Origin of the sequence: Salinicoccus sp. RF5 (genome assembly GCF_020786625.1) — a bacterium.
Classification (GTDB): domain Bacteria; phylum Bacillota; class Bacilli; order Staphylococcales; family Salinicoccaceae; genus Salinicoccus.
Window position 1 is genome coordinate 648,003 of the sequence record NZ_JAJGRC010000001.1, and the last position, 21,847, is coordinate 669,849.

The 21,847-nt window shown below is 53.5% G+C and carries 23 protein-coding genes; 3 read left to right on the top strand and 20 right to left on the bottom strand.

Translation table 11 applies throughout. The features are described 5' to 3' along the window. Nucleotides 1–25 precede the first annotated feature (25 nt). From dprA to ylqF, 5 genes are all read right to left on the bottom strand, one after another. Nucleotides 26–817: a DNA-processing protein DprA gene (gene dprA, locus LLU09_RS03480; RefSeq protein ID WP_228310478.1), complete on the bottom strand. Its 792-nt coding sequence runs from the start codon at nt 815–817 to the stop codon at nt 26–28. A gap of 154 nt (nt 818–971) precedes the next feature. Further along, the gene (sucD, locus tag LLU09_RS03485; protein ID WP_031548582.1) at nt 972–1,880 is read right to left on the bottom strand and encodes a succinate--CoA ligase subunit alpha; all 909 of its coding nucleotides are present in this window, start codon (nt 1,878–1,880) and stop codon (nt 972–974) included. Between the two features lie 17 nt (nt 1,881–1,897). Further along, nucleotides 1,898–3,067, bottom strand: a complete 1,170-nt coding sequence (sucC, locus tag LLU09_RS03490) for an ADP-forming succinate--CoA ligase subunit beta (protein ID WP_094905799.1) — start codon at nt 3,065–3,067, stop codon at nt 1,898–1,900. A gap of 81 nt (nt 3,068–3,148) precedes the next feature. After that, complete coding sequence (locus LLU09_RS03495) at nt 3,149–3,913, bottom strand: ribonuclease HII (RefSeq protein WP_228310479.1); 765 nt, start codon at nt 3,911–3,913, stop codon at nt 3,149–3,151. Further along, entirely contained in the window at nt 3,910–4,764 is an 855-nt protein-coding gene (gene ylqF, locus LLU09_RS03500; RefSeq protein WP_228310480.1) for a ribosome biogenesis GTPase YlqF, read from the bottom strand. The genes LLU09_RS03495 and ylqF overlap by 4 nt, the downstream gene beginning before the upstream one ends. A gap of 109 nt (nt 4,765–4,873) precedes the next feature. Between ylqF and LLU09_RS03505 the strand changes: the two genes are divergently transcribed. Genes LLU09_RS03505 through LLU09_RS03515 form a run of 3 tightly spaced genes read left to right on the top strand, consistent with a single transcriptional unit; the run spans nt 4,874 to nt 8,829 of the window. Next, the gene (locus LLU09_RS03505; protein ID WP_228310481.1) at nt 4,874–5,830 is read left to right on the top strand and encodes a glycosyltransferase family 2 protein; all 957 of its coding nucleotides are present in this window, start codon (nt 4,874–4,876) and stop codon (nt 5,828–5,830) included. Beyond that, nucleotides 5,805–6,191, top strand: coding sequence for a GtrA family protein (locus tag LLU09_RS03510; protein WP_228310482.1), 387 nt, complete (start codon nt 5,805–5,807; stop codon nt 6,189–6,191). The genes LLU09_RS03505 and LLU09_RS03510 overlap by 26 nt, the downstream gene beginning before the upstream one ends. A gap of 1 nt (nt 6,192) precedes the next feature. Further along, nucleotides 6,193–8,829: a YfhO family protein gene (locus tag LLU09_RS03515; RefSeq protein ID WP_228310483.1), complete on the top strand. Its 2,637-nt coding sequence runs from the start codon at nt 6,193–6,195 to the stop codon at nt 8,827–8,829. 29 nt (nt 8,830–8,858) lie between these two features. Here the strand turns inward: LLU09_RS03515 and rplS are convergent, their stop codons facing one another. From rplS to fapR, 15 genes are all read right to left on the bottom strand, one after another. After that, nucleotides 8,859–9,206, bottom strand: a complete 348-nt coding sequence (gene rplS / locus LLU09_RS03520) for a 50S ribosomal protein L19 (RefSeq protein WP_094905805.1) — start codon at nt 9,204–9,206, stop codon at nt 8,859–8,861. A 123-nt stretch (nt 9,207–9,329) separates the two neighbouring features. Then, nucleotides 9,330–10,004 (bottom strand): tRNA (guanosine(37)-N1)-methyltransferase TrmD, encoded by a 675-nt coding sequence (trmD, locus tag LLU09_RS03525; protein ID WP_228310484.1) that lies wholly within the window; start codon nt 10,002–10,004, stop codon nt 9,330–9,332. Continuing rightward, on the bottom strand, nt 10,001–10,495 hold the full coding sequence (rimM, locus tag LLU09_RS03530) for a ribosome maturation factor RimM (protein WP_175286867.1): 495 nt from the start codon (nt 10,493–10,495) through the stop codon (nt 10,001–10,003). The genes trmD and rimM overlap by 4 nt, the downstream gene beginning before the upstream one ends. A 57-nt stretch (nt 10,496–10,552) precedes the next feature. Further along, complete coding sequence (locus LLU09_RS03535) at nt 10,553–10,780, bottom strand: KH domain-containing protein (protein WP_040105653.1); 228 nt, start codon at nt 10,778–10,780, stop codon at nt 10,553–10,555. A gap of 6 nt (nt 10,781–10,786) precedes the next feature. Next, on the bottom strand, nt 10,787–11,062 hold the full coding sequence (gene rpsP, locus LLU09_RS03540; protein WP_175286866.1) for a 30S ribosomal protein S16: 276 nt from the start codon (nt 11,060–11,062) through the stop codon (nt 10,787–10,789). 97 nt (nt 11,063–11,159) lie between these two features. Further along, nucleotides 11,160–12,506 carry a signal recognition particle protein gene (ffh, locus tag LLU09_RS03545; RefSeq protein ID WP_228310485.1) on the bottom strand — a complete coding sequence of 449 codons (1,347 nt, stop codon included), beginning with the start codon at nt 12,504–12,506 and terminating at the stop codon, nt 11,160–11,162. A gap of 12 nt (nt 12,507–12,518) precedes the next feature. Continuing rightward, nucleotides 12,519–12,830 (bottom strand): putative DNA-binding protein, encoded by a 312-nt coding sequence (locus LLU09_RS03550; protein ID WP_228311117.1) that lies wholly within the window; start codon nt 12,828–12,830, stop codon nt 12,519–12,521. 16 nt (nt 12,831–12,846) lie between these two features. Further along, nucleotides 12,847–13,971, bottom strand: coding sequence for a signal recognition particle-docking protein FtsY (ftsY, locus tag LLU09_RS03555; RefSeq protein WP_228310486.1), 1,125 nt, complete (start codon nt 13,969–13,971; stop codon nt 12,847–12,849). Then, nucleotides 13,968–17,522, bottom strand: a complete 3,555-nt coding sequence (smc, locus tag LLU09_RS03560) for a chromosome segregation protein SMC (protein ID WP_228310487.1) — start codon at nt 17,520–17,522, stop codon at nt 13,968–13,970. Before smc ends, ftsY begins: the two co-directional genes overlap by 4 nt. Next, the gene (gene rnc, locus LLU09_RS03565) at nt 17,522–18,289 is read right to left on the bottom strand and encodes a ribonuclease III (RefSeq protein WP_228310488.1); all 768 of its coding nucleotides are present in this window, start codon (nt 18,287–18,289) and stop codon (nt 17,522–17,524) included. The genes smc and rnc overlap by 1 nt, the downstream gene beginning before the upstream one ends. A gap of 98 nt (nt 18,290–18,387) precedes the next feature. Beyond that, nucleotides 18,388–18,627, bottom strand: a complete 240-nt coding sequence (locus LLU09_RS03570) for an acyl carrier protein (protein WP_040105658.1) — start codon at nt 18,625–18,627, stop codon at nt 18,388–18,390. 34 nt (nt 18,628–18,661) lie between these two features. After that, a complete protein-coding gene (fabG, locus tag LLU09_RS03575; RefSeq protein ID WP_228310489.1) occupies nt 18,662–19,399 on the bottom strand; it encodes a 3-oxoacyl-[acyl-carrier-protein] reductase in 738 nt (245 codons plus the stop codon). Next, nucleotides 19,392–20,297, bottom strand: coding sequence for an ACP S-malonyltransferase (fabD, locus tag LLU09_RS03580; RefSeq protein ID WP_228310490.1), 906 nt, complete (start codon nt 20,295–20,297; stop codon nt 19,392–19,394). Before fabD ends, fabG begins: the two co-directional genes overlap by 8 nt. Further along, nucleotides 20,294–21,271 (bottom strand): phosphate acyltransferase PlsX, encoded by a 978-nt coding sequence (plsX, locus tag LLU09_RS03585; RefSeq protein WP_228310491.1) that lies wholly within the window; start codon nt 21,269–21,271, stop codon nt 20,294–20,296. The genes fabD and plsX overlap by 4 nt, the downstream gene beginning before the upstream one ends. Further along, on the bottom strand, nt 21,264–21,836 hold the full coding sequence (gene fapR / locus LLU09_RS03590; protein ID WP_040105662.1) for a transcription factor FapR: 573 nt from the start codon (nt 21,834–21,836) through the stop codon (nt 21,264–21,266). The genes plsX and fapR overlap by 8 nt, the downstream gene beginning before the upstream one ends. Nucleotides 21,837–21,847 lie beyond the last annotated feature (11 nt).

Sequence of the window (21,847 nt, forward strand, 5' to 3'; positions counted from 1 at the left end):
TTTCTTTTATCCATGAAAATGGACTTCAGAAATCTTCCATTATATCCTCTCCCGAGAGCACCATCTTTGCCCCCTCCCGGAGCCTTCCGTTCGTCCCCTTCGACTGGGGCGCATGGATGTTTCCAGGGATGCAGTAGGTGTGCCTGTTCTCATTGAGGGCCATATCCAGTGTGATCAGGCTGCCGCTCTTTGCTTCCGCCTCGGTGACGAGGACACCCATGGACATTCCTGCGATGATCCTGTTGCGGGCGACGAAGCGCCATTTGGCTATCTGCACATCCGGCGGGTACTCGCTGATCACAAGGCCATCGCGCTCCATCCTGTTCCGGGTGTCACGGGTGCTGCGCGGATAATGGATGTCATGCCCGAATGCGAGCACGCCAACCGTGTCGAGGCCATGTGCCATTGCCGTATTGTGCGCCATATCATCCGCACCGTAGGCCAGCCCAGAGACGACCGCCAGCCCATGGATCTCCGGTATGATGTTCTGAAGCACGATCCGCGTGTAGGCAGTCGCCTTCCTGCTGCCCACGATGCCGAGCATCCGCTTTTCAAGCAGGCTGATGTTCCCACGATAGTAGAGGACGAGCGGCGGATCATAGATCTGCTTCAATAGGGCCGGATATTCTGCATCCTCCATGGTGATGTACCCGATCCCCTTGGATTCGAGCATTCCCATCACCCTCCCTCTATCCATTCTTTCGGCCCGGGAAACCTTTTCCCGGAGTCCGCCGGCGGCTCCCATCTTCCCGCCACCGGCCAGTACCTTGTATTCGTGCGGTGTCACCCCTGCAAAACTCAACCGTAATAGATCCATCCGATCCCTCCTGTTCCATAATGATAATTATAGAAGAAATCGGCCGGGATACGGTTTACCATTCGATTAAATATAATGGAATAAAATGCAAAAAAACACGGAATCCCGTGTGGGATTCCGTGTTTTCCAATCGGTTCCATGAACCATGTGACATTTATTTTACAGTGAGGCACTTCTCGTAGAGACCATCTTCTTTTTTGATGCGGGAAATGAGTGTCTCCCCGATTTCAGATGGTGTGTCTGCAGTTTCAATGCCGCATGCGTTCATCGTCTTGATCTTTTCGTCTGCAGTACCCTTGCCGCCGGAAATGATGGCACCTGCGTGTCCCATGCGTTTTCCTGGAGGCGCAGTTACACCGCCGATGAAGCCGACAACAGGCTTGGTCATATTGTCTCTGACCCATTCTGCCGCTTCTTCTTCAGCCGTACCACCGATTTCACCGATCATGACAACCGCTTCTGTTTCAGGATCTTCATTGAATGCTTTCAGCGCATCGATGAAGTCCGTACCGTTTACAGGGTCGCCGCCGATTCCGACAGCTGTCGTCTGGCCGATGCCTGCTTCAGTCAGCTGATGTACCGCTTCATACGTCAGTGTGCCTGAACGGCTGACTACGCCGACGTGGCCTTTTTTATGAATGTAGCCCGGCATGATGCCGATCTTGCATTCATCTGCAGTAATGACACCCGGACAGTTCGGGCCGACAAGGCGTGTCTTCTTGCCTTCCAGATAGCGCTTCACCTTGACCATATCAAGTACAGGGATATGCTCGGTGATGCAGATGGCAAGATCCAGTTCTGCATCTGCACATTCCACGATCGCATCTGCAGCAAATGGTGCAGGCACGTAGATGACGGAGACGGATGCTCCGGTTTCCTTCTTCGCTTCTTCGACCGTATTGAACACAGGCACGCCTTCGACTTCCTGGCCGCCTTTGCCTGGTGTCACACCAGCCACGATCTGAGTACCATATTCGAGCATCTGTTTAGTATGGAACAGTGCCGTTGATCCAGTAATACCTTGAACTAGGACTTTAGTATCCTTATCAATAAATACACCCACAGTAGATTCCTCCGTTATTATTTATTTTCGTTGACCGCTTCGATGATCTTCTGGGCACCTTCAGCCATCGTGCTGGCTGGGATGATGTCGAAATCGGATTCCGCCAGGATTTCCTTGCCCCTGTCGACATTCGTACCCTCAAGACGCACAACGAGCGGGATTTCGAGACCGACATTCTTCACGGCTTCTACGACACCTTCAGCAATGACATCACACTTCATGATACCGCCGAAAATGTTGACGAAAATGCCTTCAACACCCTCATCTCCGAGGATGATCTTGAATGCTTCGGTTACCTTTTCGGTCGTCGCGCCGCCCCCTACATCGAGGAAGTTCGCCGGTCTGCCGCCGAAGTGGTTGATCGTATCCATTGTTGCCATCGCGAGTCCTGCACCATTGACCATGCAGCCGATGTTTCCGTCGAGCGCAACATATGAAAGATCGTATTTGGATGCCTGGATTTCCTTAGGATCTTCTTCATCCAGGTCACGGAGTTCCACAATATCCTTGTTTCTGAACAGCGCGTTTGCATCGAAGTTGACCTTCGCATCGAGTGCCAGCACACCGCCCTCGCCTGTAGTGACAAGCGGGTTGATTTCTACAATGGAACAATCCTTTTCTGTGAACACATTGTATAGGGAAAGCATGAGTTTGGCTGCTTTGCCTACGGATTCCTTCGGGATGTTGATGTTGAACGCCAGTCTTCTCGCCTGGTACGGCATGAGACCGACTACAGGGTCGATGACTTCCTTGAAGATCTTCTCAGGCGTTTCTGCAGCAACTTCCTCGATTTCCGTACCGCCTTCTTCAGAACCCATCAATACCACGCGGTCCGTCGCACGGTCGATGACGAAGCCGATGTAGTATTCATTCTGGATGTCGCAGCCTTCTTCGATCAGAAGACGCTTGACTTCCTTGCCTTCCGGGCCGGTCTGATGTGTGACGAGGACTTTGCCGAGGAGCTCCTTGGCGTATTCCCTCACTTCATCAATTGACTTGGCGATCTTGACGCCGCCCGCCTTGCCGCGGCCGCCCGCGTGGATCTGTGCTTTTACGACATATACATCAGAGTCGAGTGTCTTTGCTGCTTCCACTGCTTCCTCAGGTGTATAGGCCACACTTCCGTTGGGCACAGCTACGCCCATGGAGCGAAAGATTTCTTTCCCTTGATACTCATGGATATTCATGTTCATCCTCCTAAGCTTTTTTAAACCTTACCATTCAATTATAGAAAAGGTATTCATCAAAGTAAACTGCATAAACTAAATTCATCGCGTCAGAATCATGTTTTTCACCGGTTCGAACGTCTGCCGGTGGATTTCACAAGGACCGAGGGCGTCGAGTGCTTTGAGGTGGTCCTTTGTACCATACCCCTTATGGGAGGCAAAATCATAGCCCGGGTACTTTTTATCATATGCCTCCATGCGCATGTCCCGCTCCGTCTTGGCGATGACGCTTGCAGCGGCAATGGAGACGGAGTGCGCATCCCCCTTGATGATCGATGTTTCGGGGATGCCCGCATCGATCCTCATCGCGTCCACAAGGAGGTGTCCGGGCTTTTCACCGAGGTCCGCCACTGCGCGCTCCATGGCAAGCCTGCTCGCCTGGTATATATTGAGCGCATCTATCTCTTCGACACTTGCAAGGCCGATGCCGTAATCCGCCTCCTGCATGATGATTTCACGGAAGGCCATCCGTTTTTTGAGTGAAAGCTTTTTGGAATCATCAAGCCCCGGGAGGATGAACCCTTCAGGCAGGATGACTGCAGCAGCAACCACTTCCCCTGCAATCGGGCCGCGTCCGGCCTCATCCACACCGGCGATGACCTGTGCGGTCTGCCGCACTTCGTTTTCGTACTGGCTCATGGCTTCGAATTTCTCCCTGAGTGCCGCCTCCTTCCCAAGACGGCGCCTGTGCTTCTCGAACAGTTTCACGACTCCTTTGCGGCCGTCTGCAGCATGCGGGGAGGCAGAAAGGGCATCGAGGTCGGACAAGGCGGAGAGCTCCGCTTCTATTTCCCGCACTGTCTTCATGATTCTTCAGCCATATCGAAGGTGTATCTGCCGATCTTGCCGTTGCGGATATCATATATCAGCCGGTTGGTCACCGCTTCATAGTTGATTTCGTTGCCCCCGGCCTTGAGGCCCCTGGATCTGCCGATGGCATCGAACACCTCCACGATGCCGTCCTCCGGTGACACATCTATATTATAGAACCGGTTGAAACGCTCCAGGTCATGCGCCATGAGGAACTCCATGCCGTAGATGGCGACTTCATCCAGTGGGACGACAGTATCCTTGATGGCCCCGGTCAGCGCCAGCTTCCTGCCTGTCGTCTCATCCTCGAACTTCGGCCATAGTATGCCGGGCGTATCGAGCAGTTCCATGCGCTCGCCGGCCTTGATCCACTGCTGCTGCTTCGTCACACCGGGCGTGTTCCCCGTCTTGGCCCCCTTCTTCCTGGCGATGTTGTTGATCACCGTCGATTTACCGACATTCGGTATGCCGATGATCATGGCGCGGATGGCACGCCTGCCGATGCCCTTCTTCTCCATCCGTTCAAAGATCTCCGCCGTAGCCTTCACTGCGAGCGGTTCGATCTTCTTGATGATCTGATTGTGCCTGCCGTCGAGTGCCACGGGATACTTGCCTTCACTCTTGAACTTTGATACCCATGCTTCCGTCGCTTTCGGATCGGCCATGTCGACCTTGTTCAGCACGACGACCCGCGGTTTGTGCCGGGTGATTTCATCCATCATCGGATTGTGGCTCGAATGTGGTATGCGTGCATCGAGTATCTCGATGACCACGTCCACCTTCTTCAGATTCTCCTCGACTTCCCTTCTTGCTTTTGCCATATGTCCTGGAAACCAGTTGATGCTCATTGTACAGCGCTCCTATTCATTTATAAGTCTTGCCTGTTTGGGTTCATTATTTTATTACCTTATTATATAATACAATCAATCTTTAATAAAATGTCAGGGGGGTGGGAAAATGATTTCGATTATCATTCCTGTACTCAACGAGTCAGAGAACATCGCAGGCCTTGGAGCTGAGATCCATTCGGTCATGACTGTTCTTGATCGGGAATATGAAGTCATATTCATCGATGACGGATCGACGGACGGCACGCTCGATGAACTGAAACAAATCGCCGGAAGCACAGTCAGATACATCTCATTCTCCAGGAATTTCGGGAAGGAGGCTGCCATCATCGCAGGCCTCGAAAATGTGCATGGCGATGCTGTAATCATCATGGACGGGGACATGCAGCACCCGCCATCCATGATTTCAGAGATGATAGAACAGTTCGAGGCCGGCTTCGACCAGGTGGTCGCAAAGAGGAACCGTGCGGGGGAACCCCTTTCACGCCGCCTCCCTTCCACCCTCTTCTACCGGCTGATGAACTTCACGAGCACGGTCCGGCTTGTTGATGGGGAGGGCGACTTCAGGCTGATTTCGAGGAAGGTGGTCGACGCCATACTGCTCCTCAGCGAGAACAACAGATTTTCAAAAGGCATCTTCGAATGGGTGGGCTTCAATAAGACAGTGATCGAATTCGATCACATCGACCGCGGTTCCGGCCGCTCGACATTCAATCCCCTAAAACTTCTGGACTACGCCATCGATGGCATCAGCGCGTTCAACCACCGCCCGCTCAGGATTTGCTTCTACCTGGGCCTGGCTGTATTCGTGGTGTCCATAGCCTATATACTGTACATGTTCGTGAGCATCCTCATCAATGGTGTAGAGGTTCCGGGATATTTCACCATCATCGCAAGCCTGCTGCTGCTCGGCAGCATCCAACTGTTCTCGCTCGGGATGATCGGTGAATATGTCGGGCGCATCTATGTTGAGACGAAGAACCGGCCGAAGTATATCGTCAGGGAATCATCGGAGTCCGAAACGGAGCAGGGAGGCCAGCATGAGACAAAGCAGTACAACAAGTGAATTCATGCGGTTCGTGGCCGTGGGCCTGTTGAACACGGCAAACTACTACGCAGCCTACACCCTGCTTTTCCTGCTCGGGTTTCCCTACATCGCCGCACATGTGTCGGGATTCATCATCGCATTCGTCATCTCCTACTTCCTGAACTGTTATGTGGTCTACCGCGTGCGGCCGACGCTTTCCAAATTCCTGAAATTCCCCCTGACCCAAGTGATCAACATGGGGATGCAGACGCTGCTGCTGTATATTCTTGTGGACCGTCTGGACTGGAATGAACTGACCGCACCGCTGCCTGTACTGGTCATCACGGTACCGATCACGTACGGGATCACCAGGTGGGTGCTGAAGGACAAGGAGGGATGACATGATCGATAAACTGAAATCCAAAATATATGCGGCCCGCTACCTGATGCTCATCATCTTCCTGTCGGTCCTCTCCCACTTCTATGTATTGTGGCGCTTCATCATGCCGGATGAGCGCCGGGAAAAGGTATTCATGACCGGGGCCAACGACGGGCTGGAGCAGATGCTGCCGATGCAGCTCTACCTGTACGAGCAGTTCAGGGAGGGCACATGGTTCTATGATATGGACTTCGGTCTCGGCGGCGACTTCTATACGGATCTCGCATACTACTATTCGACGAACATCATCTACTATATCAATATCCTGTTCGTCAGGGCCGGGGAGCTTCTTGTAGGGCTGGACCCATCCACCATCGGGTTCTGGGCACAGAATGCATTCTTCATCTCGATCCTGAAATCCTTCCTCATCATCTACTTTACATACCGTTTCCTTTGCAGCATCGGAGTCAGGCCGATTCCGGCGATACTCGGCGGATTCATCTTCGCGGCTTCACCGACCTATTTCCGATTTACGGTGTTCTGGTCGTTCTTCAGCGATGTATTCATCTGGCTTCCGCTTACACTGTGGGCGATGGAACTGCTGATGCGGAAAGGGAAGCCCGGCCTCTTCATATTCGCCGTCGCGGCGACGCTGATCAACAACTTCTATTTCGCCTACTACCAGCTGATCATCGCACTCGTCTATCTCGGAATCCGCCTCCTTTTCAACCGCAGGGGCGATCTTCCCCGCGTGGAGACACTGAAACTCGCCATCCCTTCGGCGGTGCTCGGGGCCGGCATTTCAGCCGCCGCCTTCTTCCATGCTGTACGTGGATTCCTGAACAACGATGCCAGGGAATACGAAGTCGAGGTGCCGCTGTTTGAGGAGCTCGGCTGGCAGGACAACATATTCTATGAAAATTATCTCGTGATCATCCTGTTCCTCGCCATCCAGGCACTCTTTACTAGACAATTGTATGGGCGCTATTTCTACAGGCTGTTCGCGGGGCTCACCATCGTCTTCATGCTGTTCACATTATCGCCCTACATCGATACGTTCTTCAACGGCTTCCAGCAGCCGCAGAAGCGCTGGCACTATATGCTCGTCTTCTTCCATGCCGCACTCATCGCCCAGTACCTGTCGCACTTCCGTGAAATCGGCATCAGGCAGTACCTGTTGAGTCTGATACCGGTGTATGCGATTATGGTCGCCTCTATTCATCTCAAGGAAGAAATGGTCGTCTGGGTGCCACTGATACCTGTCATTCACGTGGCGGGACTCGTGCTGCTGCTCGCAAAATCGAAACGTCGGCAGGCCGCTTTCATATATGCGGCACTGATCGTCATATTCACGATGATGGTCAGCGCCTCCCATACGAACACGCAGATCTATCATGACGGCATCACCGACCGCAACCACCTGTTCTACATCAGCAGCAACCACTACGAGAGCGACCGTCAGGCATACAACATCAATGAGATCCAGTCGCTCAAGGCACCTGAACAGAAGATCGACTATAAAGTCAGGGAGCAGGACAATACACCCATGTACATGGGCTTCAGCGGGACGAGCATCTATTCGAGCATCATCGACGGCAGTATCATAGACTTCTACTACAATCAGCTGAAGGTGAACATCCGGTACGAGTCGATCAGCAGGTATTCGACCTTCCAGTCGAGGAGCAACCTGTTCTCCCTCTTCAATGTCGACTATATGATGCGGCGGGACGAGACATACGGCATCCCTTCGAAATTCAGCCCGATACTGTCTGACGGCACCTATACGGTATATGAAAATGAAGCGCCGCTCCCCTTCATCAGGTATGCTTCCGAAATATACCATCCTGACGACCTCGTGCATCCCCTGCATCGTGAACGGGCGATGCTCCAGGGGGTAGTGACCGGGTCGGCAGCTCCGACTGCATCCCTTGACCCGCCCAAAAACCGGCTGGACGAAGTGGATATTGAAACCGAAGGCGCAGTCTTCTCCGACGGCATCCTCGAAGTCGGGGAGGACGGCGGCGGATTGAACTTCAATTTTGATGCCATCACCGGCATGACTGAAGATGCTGATGCATACATCGAAATGCACGTCGAGCTGATTGAACCCGAAAAGCGCTTCACCATCAATGTGGACGGCTATCCGAATGAACGGCTGTTCGCTTCGAGCAAATACCGGACATATGCAGATGACCTGCTGTACCGCGTCGAGCTGCAGGATGATGTACCCGTCACCCTGCCCGAAGGCCGCTATGCAGTCGATGTACAGGGCGTCTACATCGAGGATTACAGCGTATTGGAGCAGGAAAGCATGCGTCAGGGCCCGGAATATACTTTTGAAGAACATGCGAATTCATATGTGGTGGAACTTGCTGAACCGAGGGACGGCATCGCCTCTGTGCCGTTCTTATATCGTGACGGCATGAATGTCTCGGGGGACGCATCAGGCGAACTCGAGTCCTTCCGCGCGAACTATCTGATGACCGGCTTCGAGACCGGGGAAGAGGACCGCATCTTCACCTTCACCTACACCCCGCCATACTACTGGCTGACTCTCGCCATCAGCCTGCTTTCTATCCTGGCAAGCCTATTCTATCTGTATTTCTTTGGCGCAGGAAGCCGCCTCATCCAAAAGGGAAATGGACAAAAAAACGCCTGACAGTCAGACTGTCAGGCGTTCTTGTGGTTCTATCGGATTTCTCTGATACGTGCAGCTTTACCGCGCAGATTACGCAGGTAGTAGAGTTTCGCACGACGTACACGACCACGGCGTGTCACTTCGATCTTCTCGATTTTCGGGGAGTGTACAGGGAATGTACGCTCAACACCTACACCGTAAGAGATCTTACGTACTGTAAACGTTTCGGAAATGCCGCCTCCGCGACGCTTGATTACTACACCTTCGAAGACCTGGATACGCTCGCGTGAGCCTTCGACGATACGTACGTGTACACGTACTGTATCCCCGGCCTTGAATTCCGGCAGATCAGTTTTAAGCTGTTCTTTTGTCAGCTCGTTGATTAGTTGTTGTGACATATTATCTTCTCCTTCTTCCAATTATCTTGCCCATCATAGCAGCGGATGATTGTGTATATGTGTCCTTGACACTCGTATAATATTACCATAATACTACCATGCTTTCAACGGTAAAATGAAAGCTTATGCATCGTCTTCCAAAAGGTCGGGCCGCCTTTCGCGGGTCCGCTTCAGGCTTTCCTCCCGGCGCCACTCCTCAATCAGCTTATGATTGCCATTGAGCAGCACTTCAGGCACTTCCATGCCCCGGTACTCGCGGGGTCTTGTATAATGCGGGTGTTCCAGCAGCCCCGTGCTGAAGGAGTCCTCCTGGTGGCTTTCCTCCCGGCTGAGCACACCAGGGATCAGCCTCACGATCGCATCGGTCATCGTCATGCTTGCCAGCTCGCCGCCGGTAAGCACATAGTCCCCGATCGAAACTTCATCCGTCACAAGCGTCCGGATGCGTTCATCATAACCCTCATAGTGGCCGCAGATGAATACGATGTCATCCTCCCGGCTCAGCTCCTCGGCCATCTTCTGGTCGAACCGGCGGCCCTGAGGGCACATCAGGATGACACGGGGCTTTTCGAGATCCATCGCCTCCATGGCATTGAAGACCGGCTCCGGTTTAAGCACCATTCCGGCCCCCCCACCATAAGGGTAGTCATCCACCTTATTATGCTTGTTTCCGGAATAGTCCCGGAAATTCACGGTATGGTAGTCGACGATGCCCTTCTCCTTCGCACGGCCGAGGATGGAGGTCGCAAGTACACCTTCATACATCTCTGGGAACAGTGTCAAATAATGGATGTTCATTCAAGCAGCCCCTCCATCGGATGGATGATGATATGCCCCTGCTCAAGATCGACATCCTTCACGACATCCTCTATATAGGGAATCATGTACTGCTTTTCACCTTTGACCACCCAGACGTCATTGGCACCCGTCTCGAATATATCTTCGACTGTGCCGATCACCTCAAGGCTGTCCTCAAGCTTCACCTCAAGACCGATGATCTCCCGGTAATGGTACTCCCCTTCTTCCAGGGGAATCTCCACTGCGTCCACTTCCTGGATGACTTCAGCACCTTTCAGATGCTCCACTTCATTGATGCTGCCGATCCCCTTGAACTTCAGCATGTGGAAGTTCTTATGGGTGCGGTAGCCTTCTATCGTATATTCAGTCCCGTCCACCTCCACAGTGCTTCCGGGTGAAAACCTTGATTCTGCGAAATCGGAATCGCTCAAAACTTTGACTTCCCCGCGGACACCGTGGAAATTGACGAGACGGCCGATACTGATCTTCATTATATGCCTCCTTACGATAATGGAATGATACAAAAAAAGGCACACCGCCCGGTGTGCCTAATCGATATCAACAAACACTTTCTTTGAACTGCCGTGGTTCGCATTCGACATGATTGTGCGCACCGCCTTGATCATGCGGCCACGCTTGCCGATTACACGGCCGACATCGTCCTCATGGACCCTGATCTTGTAGGAGACGTTGTACTTTGTCTCCTCCACTTCGATCTCAAGCGCCTCGGGATGTTCAAGCATCGGTTCAAGAATTGTTTGAAGCAGTTGTTTCATCGGGGATTATTTCCCGTGCTTTGCATTATGATAACGTTCCATAACACCTTTTTGGCTGAGGATGTTGCGTACTGTGTCACTTGGTTTTGCACCATTCTGCAACCACTCAAGCGCTTTGTCCTCATCCAGTGTCACGTTGTCATCAGTTTTGGATATCGGGTTGTATGAACCGATCTGTTCGATGATGCGGCCGTCCCTTGGGCTGCGGGAATCCGCAACGACGATACGGTAGTAAGGTTTCTTATTTGAACCCATGCGTGTCAATCTGAGTTTAACTGCCATGTTATATTTGCTCCTTCCAATTTCTCAATTTCACTTTTACTACTATAACAGAAAGGAAAAACCCTGTAAAGACCTTTTCCTTTACAGAGTTTCGATTCTAGAAAGGCAGACCCATATTTCCGAATGGATGCTTCTTCTTGCCCTTCTGGCTGGTCATCTGTTTCATCATCTTCTTCATCTCGTTGAACTGCTTGAGCAGACGGTTGACTTCCTGCAGACTCCGTCCTGACCCTCTCGCAATCCTCTTTTTGCGGCTTGCATTGATGACGGATGGATTTTCGCGTTCCTGCATCGTCATGGAGCGGATGATCGCCTGGACGTGGTCGATTTCCTTCCCGCTCATCTGCATCTTGTCGAGCCCCTTGATCTTGTTGGCGCCCGGCATCATCTTCAGCAGCTCATCGAGCGGGCCAAGATCCTTGACCTGGTCCATCTGGGCCAGGAAGTCATCTAATGTGAAGCTCTGGTCCTTGATCTTCTTCTCAAGTTCCTTCTGGTCGGTCTCGTCCACATTCGCCTGGGCCTTCTCTATGATGGAGAGGACATCGCCCATACCGAGTATGCGCTGCGCCATGCGGTCCGGGTGGAAGGCCTCAAGACCATCCATCTTCTCCGACATGCCGACGAATTTGATCGGCTTCTCGGTGACGGAGCGGATGGACAGTGCGGCACCACCGCGCGTGTCGCCATCGAGCTTCGTCAGTGTGACCCCTGTAATGTCGAGCAGGTCATTGAATGATTCTGCAACATTGACGGCGTCCTGCCCGGTCATCGCATCGACGACGAGCATGATTTCATCCGGATCCGCTATCCCCTTGATATCCTTCAGTTCATTCATGAGGTTCTCATCGATGTGCAGGCGGCCCGCCGTATCGATGATGACCGTATCCAGGTGCTCCGCCTTGGCATGTTCCATCGCCTCGGTGACGATCTGCTGCGGCTTGACCTGATCCCCAAGTGAGAACACCGGTACATCGATCTGTTTACCGACTGTCTCCAGCTGGTCGATTGCTGCCGGACGATATATATCGCCTGCAACCAGCATCGGCTTCTTGTTGAAATTCTTGCGCAGATGCAGGGCGAGTTTCCCTGCTGTCGTCGTTTTACCTGCACCCTGCAGACCGACCATCATGATGACGGTCGGCGGCTTGTTCGCCAGGTTGATCTTCTGGTTCTCGCCGCCCATCAGTTCGGTCAGCTCTTCCTTGACGATCTTGATGACCTGCTGGCCCGGCGTGAGCGACTGCATGACGTCCGACCCCAATGCCTGATCCTTCACCTGGTTGACGAACTGCTTGACGACCTTGAAGTTGACGTCTGCTTCGAGCAGTGCGAGACGGACTTCGCGCATCATCACCTTCACATCGGATTCTGTGACCTTACCCTTGCTCTTTATGCGGTCCATTGTCGCTTGGAGGCGTTCTCCCAAACCTTCAAAAGCCATAATCTTCTCCTCCTAATCGAGCGCTTCAAGCTCATCTAAAATTATTGTGATTTCTTCATCTTCATAATGGCCGAGCTTCTCCCTCAGACGTTTCATCAGGGATTGCCGCGACACGAAATTCCTGTACATTCCGAGATTCTCCTCATAATGCTCGAGGAGATCCTTCGACCGCTTTAAATTATCATAAACCGCCTGCCTTGTCACTTCAAGTTCTTCGGCGATCTCACTGAAGGCGAAATCCTCCAGATAGTAGAGTTCTATATACTTGCGCTGCTTGTCTGTCAGGAGCGTATGATAGAAGTCATAGAGATAGTTCATGCGCATCGTGCGCTCAAGACCCTCAATCACTCCTGTCACCCTCCCCATTCGTGTCCGCTTCCTCCTCGGCTTCGGAGACCATGTCGGCAAAGAGTCCGTAGACATAGTTCTCGGCACTGAATTCCTGCAGGTCATCGAGCTGCTCGCCCAGTCCGACGAACTTCACCGGGATGCCCAGTTCATTCTTTATCGCAAGGACGATCCCGCCCTTGGCCGTACCGTCGAGCTTGGTCAGGATGATGCCTGAAACATCCGTGACCTCCTTGAATGCCTTTGCTTGGCTCAGTGCGTTCTGTCCGGTCGTCGCATCGAGTACGAGCAGGGATTCATGCGGCGCACTTGGAACGACTTTCTGGATGACCTTCTTGATCTTCGACAGTTCATTCATCAGGTTGCCCTTGTTCTGGAGACGTCCGGCAGTGTCGCAGATCAGTACATCTGCGTTGCGCTTCTTCGCTGCATTGACGGCATCGAACATCACTGCAGCAGGGTCGCTTCCCTCAGCCTGGCGTATGACGTCGACACCGACGCGGTCGCCCCATATCTGCAGCTGGTTGATCGCCCCTGCACGGAATGTATCTCCGGCGGCCAGCATGACACTTTTGCCTTCCTGCCTGTACTTGTGGGCAAGCTTGCCGATGCTCGTCGTCTTACCGACTCCGTTGACACCGACGACAAGGATGACGGTGAGCTCATCTTCCTGCATGTTCACCGTTTCAGGCAGGTCGTCGTTGCGCTCATAGATTTCGACCATCTTTTCGACGATCGTCTCCCTGAGGTCGGCCGTTTCCGTAATGTTCTTGACACGGGCCTCGTGGCGGAGCTCATCAGTGAGCTCCATGACCGTATTGAAGCCGACGTCCGCCGAAATCAGCACTTCCTCCAAGGCTTCGAAGAAATCTTCATCGACTGTACGGTAGCGCGCCATCAGTTCATTGATTTCGTTCTGGAACTTCTCCCGGCTCTTTTCGAGTCCGGCCTTGAATTTATAGCCGATCTGCTCCTGTTCCCACTCCTCGAACTCCTCTATACTGATCAGGCCGTCATCGAGGGCCTCACTCTGGGACTCGAGGGATTCCTGTTCTTCAGTCTGCGGCTGGTCGGTTTTCGGCTGGAATTTATCTTTCAGTCGTTTTAAAAAGCTCACACTGTCTCTTCCTCTCTGATATTATCTTCATATTCCTTGAGATCCACGCTGATCAGCTGGCTTACGCCGCGTTCCTGCATCGTCACGCCAAACAGCCGGTCGCTCTCCTCCATCGTACCCTTGCGGTGGGTGATGACGATGAATTGTGTGTCCGTCGCCAGCTGCTTCAGGTACCGGGCATAGCGGATGACATTCGCTTCATCAAGTGCCGCCTCCACTTCATCCAGTATGATGAATGGACTCGCACGTACCTTGAGCAGGCTGAAGAGCAGGCTGATCGCTGTCAGGGCCCGCTCCCCCCCAGACAGGAGGGAGAGGGTGGACAGCTTCTTGCCGGGCGGCTGTGCATAGATTTCGACGCCTGCCCCAAGATGGTCGCCGGGTTCGGTCAGCCTGAGTTCCGCCTGCCCGCCGCCGAACATCGTCTTGAACACTTCACCGAATTGCGCATTGATCTGTTCGAATGATGACTGGAAACGGATGGCCACCGCTTCGTCCATCTCCTCGATGACTTCGAGGAGCGTGCCCCTGGCCTCGAGCAGGTCGCTCTCCTGGGACTTCAGGAACTGGTAGCGTTCATTGACACGGTCGAATTCCTCTATGGCCCCGAGGTTTACCGGGCCGAGCTCTTCGATGCTCTTCCGGTTCAGGGATATCTTCATCCGCTTCTGGTCGATGTTTGAAAAGTCCTGATATTCCTCTTTGGCCCTGTCATACGTCGTTTTATACGTTTCCGACAGATAGCCGATCTTCTGCTCGATCTGTACATCCAGCTTTTCCTTCCTGCCGGTATGCTGGCGCAGTCCTTCCTGCAGTGCATCCAGCTGCTCGAGTTGGTCAGCCTTCGTCTCCTGCAGCATATTATACTCCTTTTTCATCTCATGCTGAAGTGTCGCCGCCTCCTCAGTTGCTTCATGGAGCTGCGTGACGCGGGCTGAAAGTGCATCCTTTTCCATTTCCAGTGCATCCACATCGATGCTGCCGAGATCCTGCACAATCAGCTGCTGCTGGTTTGTGATGTCCGCCACCACATCCTCGGCCTCCTGAAGTTCCGCCGACAGGCGTTCCATCTCGTCTTCAGCATGGGAAAGGCGCTCCTTGACCGTCGCATATTCCCTTTCCATGGCGCGGCTTTCATCCGTCAGCTGGTTGAGGGTCTCCTTCTTGTCCTTTTCGGATGCGCTCATTCTGCGTATGCGTGCATCGAGGGATTCGAGAGTCTCCTCCGCCTTTCTGATGCGTGCCGCATAATCCGCTTCGCCTGTAGAAACATCCTGGCTCTCGAGCTCCGTCTCCAGCAGTGAGATGTTCTCCTGCCTCGCCTCAAGCTGATAGTCGAGGCGTCTCCGTTCATCCTCCGCCGCGTCAAGCTGCTGTGACAATTCCCTGCCGGCGGATTCGAGCTTTTCGGATTCCGCCATCTGGTCTGAGAGCTGTTCGCCGAGCACCTTGACGGAGTTTTCAATTTCAGCCGTCCGTTTGCGGTAGCTTTCAAGCTTCTGCTTCGTTTCAGCGTGTTCGCGCTGGCTTTCGATGATGGAGCTTTTGGCATTCTTGGAGCCACCGGACATGGCGCCACCGGGCATGATCGTCTCACCATCCAGTGTGACAATGCGCAGCTTATGGCGGATTTCCCTGGCCAGCACCGCCGCTTCATCGATCGTCGCCGTGACAAGCGTGGTGCCGAGCAGATGGGAGACGATGTTGTCTATATCCGCTTCATATCCGACGACTTCCGACATCACTTCCGCCTCGATCGTTGAACGGCTGATGATTTCCCGGATATCGGAATGGATGTGCCGCGGCCGGATGACATCAGCAGGCAGGAAGGTCGCGAACCCTGCCTTGGCCTCCTTCAGGCGTCCTATGGCGCGCTTGGCGCTGTCTTCATCCTGCATGACGATGTTCTGCGACTGTGCGCCGAGCGCCGTATCCAGCGCCTTGACATACCGGTTTTCTGCAGACAGCAGTTCACCGACGGCGCCGATGATGCCATCCGCCTCCCTGCGGTTCTTCAGGATGAAGCGGGCGCCCGGGTAGTAGCCGCGGTATTCATTCTGCATCGCAGTCAGCATCTCGAGCTTCGAGGACTGCTGTTCTATATACCGCCTCGCAGTATCGAGGTTCTCCTTCTCCTTATCGTACTGCGCTTCAAGCGCTTCCAGGCGTGCCCTGGCTTCCTTGTAGGCTGCCCGTGCCGAAGAGAGCTCCCCTTCAATCTTGGCGTGCTTCTCCTGGAGCTGCTTCGAGGCTTCCGCTTCCTCTGCCTGGACCTTCTTCAGGGATTGGAGGCGGTCCGATTTCTGACGGACACTCTCATCGAGCCGTTCCTTCTCGCTCTCGGCACGGCGATGTTCGTTCTCGAGCGTCGTCTTCTCGACCATCAGGTCATAATAGTGGTCCTTCAGCTGCTCTATCTCTTCACTCTGGTCCTCGACCAGTTCACTGCGTTCCTTCTCGGCCTCCTTCAGAGCCTGTCCAAGGCGTTCTGCCGTGCGTTTCAGCTCGGAGCGGTGCGTTTCCGCTTCCGCCTGTCTGGTGCGTACGCCATCGCGGCGCTGCTCTGCAGACGCCAGGCGCTGTGTGAGGTCCGCGTTCGCCTGGCCCCTGTTATTCTTGCGTTCATTATACAGGGCGATGCGACCGTTGGTCTGTTCCAGTTTTTTGGATACTTCCACAAGTTCCCGGTTCAATTCCCGGTTCCTGCGGTCGTGGGCATCCCTCTTTTCCGCCACATCGTTCATGCGGGATTCCGTCTCTGATAACTTACGGCGATCATTTTCAATATGCGCCTCCGTTTCCAACAGCGCCTTCTCCTCGGCTGCAAGCAGACGCATCAATGCATTCAGGTCGTAGACCGTCACTTCGATGTCGCTCTGGCGCATCTCCTCTTTCAGTGCAAGGTATTCCTTGGCGTTGGCACTTTCCCTCTCGAGTCTGCCGACCCTGGATTCGAGTTCATGGATGATGTCGTGGACGCGGCTGAGGTTTGCCGCCGTGTCTTCGAGACGCTTCTCCGATTCCTTCTTGCGCAGCTTGTACTTCATCACCCCTGCTGCCTCTTCGATGAGCCCGCGCCGCTGTTCGGGCTTCGCCTTCAGCACTTCATCCACTTCCCCCTGGGAAATGATGTTGTAGGCGTTCCGGCCGAGGCCGGAATCGAGGAAGAGTTCATTGATCTCCTTGAGCCGGCTCTTCTCATCATTGATGTAGTATTCACTATCACCGTTTCGATAGAGCTTCCGTGTGATATGCACTTCATCCGCTTCAATCTGGAGTGTCTTCGAACGGTTGTCGAGCACCAGTTTGACGAACGCAAAGTTCATCGGTTTCCTGCCCGATGTACCGTTGAATATGACATCCTCCATCTTGACCCCGCGGATGGAGCGCGCGGACTGTTCGCCGAGCACCCAGCGTATCGCATCGGTGATGTTGCTTTTCCCGCTGCCGTTCGGTCCCACCACGGCGGTGACCCCGGCGTCGAATTTAATGTTCACCTTATCCGCAAATGATTTGAAACCATGTGCTTCTATTGCCTTCAAATATACCATCAGCGCTTCTCCCTATTCTCCATTTCGCTCAGTGCATCCTCTGCCGCCTTCTGCTCCGATTCCTTCTTGGATCGGCCGGTGCCCCTGCCGATCATTTCGCCATCGGCAAAGACGCCCGTGACGAATGTCTTGTCATGGCTTGGTCCCGTGGCTTCGAGCAGCTGATATTCCACGCTCTTCCGCTCGGTCTTGTGCATCTTCTCCTGGAGCCCCGTCTTGTAGTCGATGACCGCATTATAGTCACTGTCCCGCACTTCCGGGAACACATGACGTTCAAGGAACTCCCGTGCTGCGTCCGTGCCCTGATCGAGGTAGAGTGCCCCGAGGAAGGCCTCAAATGTGTCGGAGACGATCGACGGCCGCTCCCTGCCGCCCGTCTTCTCTTCGCCCCTGCCAAGCAGGATCAGCGGCTGCATTTCAAGTTTTGACGCGAATACTACAAGTGAGGGTTCACATACTATATTTGCCCTGAGCTTGGTCAAGTCGCCTTCCGGCAGGCTCTGGAAGCGATTGTATATATAATCTGAAACCATCAATTCTAGTACAGCATCCCCGAGGAACTCCAGCCGTTCGTTGTTGTATATCTTGTCCATCTGAAGATCATTTATATACGAACTGTGCATGAAGGCCTGGACATACAGCCCCTCGTCGTTGATTGCTATCCCTGTCCTTTGGGTGAACGACTGGAACGCCCCGCGGAATTTCTCGAGCCCGCGCTGTGCATGCCTGTCTTTTCTGATCCGTTGTTCAATTTCTTTGAATGTCATCCTTTCCGCCTCCCATTCCATTTATTTTATATGATTCCGGTCATGAATAAAAGTTTTGACACAAAAATAAAATCCACTCCGAAAAGTGGATTTTATCATTACTTCGCTTCCAGTTTGTCGATGTAGTCCAGAGCGTCGCCGACAGTGTTGATCTTCTCGGCTTCCTCATCAGGAATCTCCATTTCGAACTCATCTTCAAGTTCCATGACAAGCTCAGCGATATCTAAGGAGTCAGCACCAAGGTCATCCTTGAAAGATGCTTCTCTCGTCACTTTTTCTTCATCGATTCCAAGTTTGTCCACGATGATGTCTTTTACTTTGTCAAAGTTATTTGCCATTATTCTTCACCTCCCTCCAATGGTACCATAGGGTCTAGCCCATGTACATACCACCATTTACATGAATCGTCTGGCCGGTGATGTAGCGTGCCGACCCCGATGCAAGGAATGCCACCGTCTCTGCAATATCATCGGTATTGCCGAAATGGTTCAGTGGAATCTGTGCAAGCATCTGGGATTTCACATCGTCGGACAGCACATCCGTCATGTCACTTTCGATGAATCCCGGAGCCACTGCATTCACTGTGATGCCTTTCGGTGCAAGTTCCCTGGCTACGGATTTCGTCATGCCGTCGATCCCAGCCTTGGAGGCGACATAGTTCGTCTGGCCCGCATTGCCGAGGGAACCGACGATGCTTGAGATGTTGATGATCCTGCCGCCCTTCTGGCGGATCATCGGACGGGCGACGTTCTGGGTGACATTGAACGTCCCCTTGAGGTTGACGTCGACCACCTGATCCCATTCCGCCTCCTTCATGCGCATCAGCAGGTTGTCCTTTGTGACACCCGCATTGTTGACGACGAGGTCGATGGAACCGTGCGTGTCCGTGATGTGCTTGACCATCGCCTTCACTTCATCGAAGTTCTGGACCTGGCACTGCACTGCTTCTGCACTGCCGCCCGCCTCCTCGATCTCAGAAACGACCGCTTCGGCCCTGTCCTTCGAGCCGGAGTAGTTCACGATGACTGTATATCCTTCTTTGCCGAGTTTCAGTGCGATACTTCTGCCGATGCCGCGTGAGGCACCTGTGACCAGTGCGATGCTACCCATTTGTAAACTCCTTTACCTGCTCCATCGTATCTATATTGGAAGTCTTGATGGAGCGGTCTATTTTTCTCACCAGACCGTTCAATACTTTCTTCGGGCCGACTTCGACCGCCTCTTCGACGCCTGCAGCAGCAGCCGCTTCGATGCATTCGACGAAGCGGACCGGGCTTGTCAGCTGATCGATCAGCTGGGCTTTGATCGTTTCCGGATCCGTCTCAGCCTTCGCGGAAACATTCTGGATGACCGGAATGACCGGTGCATTGAACGGAATGTCTTCGATGAACTTCCTGAATTCCGCCTTTGCCGGTTCCATCAGATGGGAGTGGAAAGCCCCGGAAACGTTCAGCGGCATGACCCGCCTTGCCCCCTGGGCCTTCGCCTCAGCGGCGAATTCATCAACCAGTGTACGGTCGCCGGAAACGACGATCTGATCCGGTGCATTGATGTTCGCAGGCTGGATCTTCCGCTCTTGATCGGACATGGATTCGCACAGTTCCGACAGTGCACCATATTCCATGCCGATGACGGCAGCCATGCCTCCGCCGGTGCTCTCTGACATCAGTTCCCCGCGTTTAGCAACGATGCTGACGCCGTCCTTGACGCTGATGACGCCCGCATGTACGAGTGCCGGAAGCTCGCCGAGGCTGTGCCCGAGGACGATGTCGCCCTTCAGTCCGGTGGCGGCAAGTACCGCCAGACTGTGGGCGAACAGCGCCGGTTGTGTATATTCCGTCTGGTTCAGCCGTTCATCCTCTTCGAACATGATCGACTTGAGGTCGAAGTCCACATTCATGAATACTTCATCGAGGAGCGTGCGGCCTTCCGGAGAGTTCTCATATATATCTTTTGCCATACCGGCATATTGGGCACCCTGCCCGGGAAATAGGATCAGTTTCTTCATGCTTCCCCCACTCTCTCTTTAATCTTTGTGATTGCATCGGATTCTGCCATGCGCTTTGCCTGTTTCAGTGCGGACACGATCGCCACACTGTCGCTCGACCCGTGGGCCTTGAGCACATTGCCGTTGAGGCCGAGCAGCGGCGCCCCGCCATAATGGCGGTAATCCAGAAGATCCCTGATGGACTGTACATCCTTCTTCAGGACCAGTGCCGCCAGCTTGTTCTTTGCATTCTTCAGGAAGGCGTTCTTCACTTCGCCCATCAGTGACATCGCCGTCCCCTCGATCGTCTTGAGGATGACATTGCCGGTGAATCCGTCCGTCACCGCAATGTCGATCTTGCCGGACAGTATTTCCCGCGTCTCGAAGTTGCCGGTGAAGTTCAATCCGCTCTCCTCCAGCAGTTTGTATGTCTCCTTCGTCAATTCGCTTCCCTTGTTCGCCTCACTGCCGTTGTTGACCAGGCCGATGGTCGGATTGCTCCGCCCCTCGTTCTCCCTCATATAGAGGTCTGCCATGACTGCGAATTGGTAGAGGTGCTGCGGCTTGTTCTCGGCATTTGCACCCATATCAAGCAGCATCATGCCCTTCTTTCCGGTGGTCGGCAGCAGGGTCGCGATCGCCGGCCGTTCGACGCCTTTGATGCGCCCGACGACGAACAGGCCTGCACTCATCAGTGCACCGGTGTTCCCAGCGGAAACGCAGGCATCCGCCTCACCGTCCTTCACTGCGCGGCACGCCCGGACGAGTGAACTGTCCTTCTTCCTTCTGACGGAACGGACGGGGTCATCCTCCGATTCGATCTTTTCAGTGACTTCTATGAACTCCACGCGTGGATGGTCTCCCGAGTATGCACCCTTCAGACCAAATAATAGTACTTCAAGGTCTGCGTCCGCTTCGACTGCCTGAAGTACACCCTTTTCGATTTCTTCCGGTGCGTTGTCCCCGCCCATCAGATCGACTGCAATTTTAACCATTCTCTTCACCTTCACCTGTATAATACATTTCAAAACGCCCCTTGAATACGAGGCGCTGTTCTATTTTCGATTCGACCGTAATGACGGCAATCCTGCCATCCATCTCTTCGACGACCGCCTTCGAAATCACCTTGTCCCCGAGCCTGGCCGGTCTGATGAATTCTATCTGCGCCGACTTCGTCAGTGCAAGCGGTTCATCAATGACAGCCACACACAGGGAATTCGCCTGGGCGAAAAGGTAGTGTCCGCGGGCGATCCTGTTCTTCTGGAATACGTGGCCCTCTTCAACGATGAAGAGGGAAAGTGCATGGTGGTTGAGCTCCAGGTCGATGATCTCACCAATCACTTCCTGCAGGGAGAGGCTCCTGATCTTATCCGTCTCCTCACGCGCCACATGTTTGATGCGCTCCCTCAGTTCAGGGATGTTCAACTCCAGACGGTCGAGACGGATCGTCTGTATGCTGACATCAAACATTTCGGCCAATCGTTCATCTGTCAGGAAAGGATCTGTCGACACTTTCTCGAGCAGAAGTTCCTGGCGTTCACTTTTTTTATATTTCGCCATATGTCATCCTC